This window comes from Victivallis vadensis, from assembly GCF_003096415.1.
GTDB lineage: Bacteria > Verrucomicrobiota > Lentisphaeria > Victivallales > Victivallaceae > Victivallis > Victivallis vadensis.
On sequence record NZ_QEKH01000071.1, the window covers coordinates 1 to 3,602 of the forward strand.

Here is a 3,602-nt window from a genome sequence, read left to right on the forward strand (position 1 = left end):
TCACAGCATTAGGAAAAACCTGCTCAAGTTTGGAATCAATCCCCAAAGACGGTAGAACCTCTATTTTCGACTGATTGCCACCTATATAATACTGCCCTGCCCTTTCTACCCACTCAACCCCCAAAAGCCAAGTAATCAAATCAAGAACATCTGCAAGATCACAGCCTGAAACGTCAGCAAAAATAGGCTTATCTTTAAGATCATCGAATACTACAACGTTAACTTTATAGTATTCGCTGATAGACTGGCAGACTTGCCACAATGGCACCCCCTGACAAGATAGAAAGAAATCTTTAGGGTTGCTTTCCTGCTGCTGTTCCTGCTGTTCCTGCTGATCCTGCTGCTGGAACTCTGACGAACGAGGAGAGGGAGCAGCGACCGCCCCCAACGAAATAAACAAACCTGCGATCAAAGCGAACAATCTTCTCATCTTCATAGACATCACCTATCTTTAAAACAATACCATTAGGATAGACCAAGCGATTAGGAGAAACGGCCAAAGGCGAATAATACAAAACTGGCTGCTTTTCCTGTTGAACCTGCTCAACAGTTTTTTCAGGCAGTTTCTTTATCTGCTTCCCCCCTGCCCCGGTCGAAATTTCCACTTTCTGCCCCTTGACAAACTTTAAATATTCATTCCATCCAACACAACCACCTATTACCATGCAGGAAACGAAAGCAAGAGGAAGCCACAAACAGCTCACGAAATGCAAAAGATTCTTTAAAACATTCGTGCCTGTATCTGTACTCGTTGCATTTTCATCAGGCAGGGATTTGCCGGGAACAGATTCAGCGCGACTAAATGAATCATAGCACTGAAAAACATGTTTTCGAGGAAACAAAGACCAAGAATCAGAATACTCCTTATCGCCATGCTCATAACCTCGAATAATAAAGAACTGAACAGGCCATTTCAAACCTTTCAGCCAAGTAAAACGCTCGAAGATATTGGAATACTTTGCGTTCCTGATTACATACAGATATTGAACGCCACGACGAATATTTACATCAAGATCGCTTTCTGAATGGCTGATCAGAAACATGTCATCTTTATAGTGGCCATGTTGGCGCGTATAAGCCAGCAGTTCCCTGCGACGTTCTGCAGTATCATCAGATTTATCACGATAATCTGTAGAGCTGAAATACTGGTAAAGCTCATCCAGTACAATCACAGCGTTAGCCTGCGTCACCTGCCAAAAGCGCAAAATCTTCTTTTCTTCAATCACCTGATGAAGTTTGCACCAGTCAGGATTTTTCTTATAAAACTCTCTTGCTTCTCCGAAGCTGCGAAATTTCTTAAACAGGAAGATTCGACGCAAAGCAAGGGAATATTTCGCAGGACTGCGAAACAACCCCTTACAGATAATATCAGGATGTAAAGGAAGATTCGTATAGATAGGACGATTGCTAGACTTTAAATAGTCCTGCATGATCGTAACTGAAAAATACGATTTCCCGGCACGTTGCTTGCCTGTAATCACATAAAGCATATAATTCCCCTCCCCTCAATAGACAGTCGGGATCAACTTTACTATGATTTTTAAGGCCAGCACAGCCAACCACACACCCAACAGAATAACGAGAATATGCAGAGTTTCAGACAATGGCAAGAAGTAATTTACCCATGACATATATGTAGAATCGAGAAACGTAACATTCCCAAAAGGATTTTTTACTATCGATTCATATGCAGGGGTAAAAACATCATCCTTTACCCAGTTATAACCAGAGGTAATTAAAGATACAGCCATATCACAGAGCCATTGCAACCCATCGACCAAAGACTGTATCAGAAAGTCAAATCCTTCCTTTACCTTGTCCCACAGAGAAGAAAGAAGCGAACCGACAGAAGCCATATATCAATACTCCAAGCTACGAAGAATCTTTATTAAAATAATGAAAGCCCCAACGTAGACCAGACCGGCAAGAATTTCACGAATCGTTCTAAAGATCGTTGCTCCCGGTTCAGCTCCAAAATCAATAACGATATTTTGAGATACGCCGACGACAGCAGGAAAGGGAATTACCACAACAGGCGCACTTTGTCCAACATTTGAAGGAACAATATCAGTTATAAAATCAGGCCCATCACCCTTAAAAGCATTAAAATTTCCCTTGTCTACTTCTGAAAATTCCCCCTCACCTACTGAATCACCCTTAAAATCACCGTTTCCGCTTTCACCATCGCCACCACCATCGCCGCCGCCTTCTCCTTCCTCTGGTGGTTCCGGAGGCGGATCAACAGGAGGATCGGTATCATCGCCACCACCGTCGCCGCCCTCGCCGGAGCCGCCCTCGCCGGAGCCGCCCGAACCACCGGAGCCACCAGTATCCCCATCTCCATGTTTCGCAGATTCATGAGTTTCACCACAAAGCTGACAAATTGTAATCTGACAAGTTTCCAAGTTCTTAAGAGGATAACCACAAGGAACCTGATACTGATAAGATATATGAGAACAAACCTTATGTGCAATTCCATTGTGACAAGTAAAAGTACTAACGTGCTCAGATTCTTCACCACAATAAAACGCACCAGAAACAACAGGACAAACTTGTTTATGCTTTGAACCTGATTCTATCTTTTTACCGCAAAGATCACAAGTTGTTTTTCTAAAAATTTGAAAATCTCCATCATCAAACCAAAACCAATAACGACCAGCAGAAAATTTACCCTTAAACGAATAAGACGTATGATGTCCTATTGAATAAGGACAAATACCAGTTTCAGGACAGGTATGCCCCTCAGGCGCATGAACATGATCATAACATTCATGATCCAAAAACAATGCATGCCCATGACCATGATCCCCTGAAGCATCTAACCAAATAGCAAAATATTCTCCTGGTGGAAATTCAAACCAACCAGACATATCAGAATACGAGCCATAACGTTCATAACCATCTACCTCAGGACCAGTATACCAGTCTGCAGAATAACAAGCAATCCCAAAAATAAACGAAAACAGCACCAATAACCTACGCATAAAATCACCTCCCACTGATAGCAGCTTGGAAAATATACCAGATTACAAGGCCAACCAAGATACATAAATAGACATTGCCAGCCCTGACGGCAAAAAGAAGTTCCTCAAATACTACAGTTTCTTCCATAACTCACTCCCAACAAAAAAGGGGGCACTGTGGCCCCCTGCCCTGCGGCGGTCGATTCATCAGCCTTTGGTGCAACGCTTGATGAGCCAGAACACGAAGCCAACCACCAGCACGATAACGAAAATCGTAACGCAACTGGTAATAGCGGAAGTCATGGCAGTACGAACCGGATCGACAATGGCATCGGCATTGATCGTCACCGCGCCGGATTCACCTTCGGTCACGAGATCCGTAGCACCAGCGGAAAAGCCCACAATCGAAAGCGCCGCGACAGCGAACAACGACGCCTTATTGGCAACCGCTTTCACGCCTTCACCGATTTTCTTGAAAAAATTCTTCATGATGTTTCTCTCCTTTTGTTGTTATTTGTCTTTGATATTCCAAAAGTCAGTATCGCCCCCACGTCGGATTGCTAGCAAGACAGCTCGAACGCCGGTACCAAGCATCCCAACCATCATACCCAACGCAAGACCAAATACAATGACCCCTGA

Annotated in this window: 5 protein-coding genes; all 5 read right to left on the bottom strand. The window is 43.6% G+C overall.

What is annotated here, in order from left to right; translation table 11 throughout:
* The coding region (locus tag C8D82_RS21460; protein WP_165833238.1) for a hypothetical protein at positions 1–262 on the bottom strand (262 nt) is incomplete at its 3' end.
* A gap of 31 nt (positions 263–293) precedes the next feature.
* On the bottom strand, positions 294–1,490 hold the full coding sequence (locus tag C8D82_RS20355; protein ID WP_116886126.1) for a zonular occludens toxin domain-containing protein: 1,197 nt from the start codon (positions 1,488–1,490) through the stop codon (positions 294–296).
* A gap of 15 nt (positions 1,491–1,505) precedes the next feature.
* Entirely contained in the window at positions 1,506–1,856 is a 351-nt protein-coding gene (locus C8D82_RS20360; RefSeq protein ID WP_116886127.1) for a hypothetical protein, read from the bottom strand.
* Between the two features lie 3 nt (positions 1,857–1,859).
* Positions 1,860–2,984, bottom strand: a complete 1,125-nt coding sequence (locus tag C8D82_RS20940) for a hypothetical protein (RefSeq protein ID WP_133245325.1) — start codon at positions 2,982–2,984, stop codon at positions 1,860–1,862.
* Positions 2,985–3,170: 186 nt separating this feature from the next.
* Positions 3,171–3,452, bottom strand: coding sequence for a hypothetical protein (locus C8D82_RS20370; RefSeq protein ID WP_116886129.1), 282 nt, complete (start codon positions 3,450–3,452; stop codon positions 3,171–3,173).
* Positions 3,453–3,602: the final 150 nt, after the last annotated feature.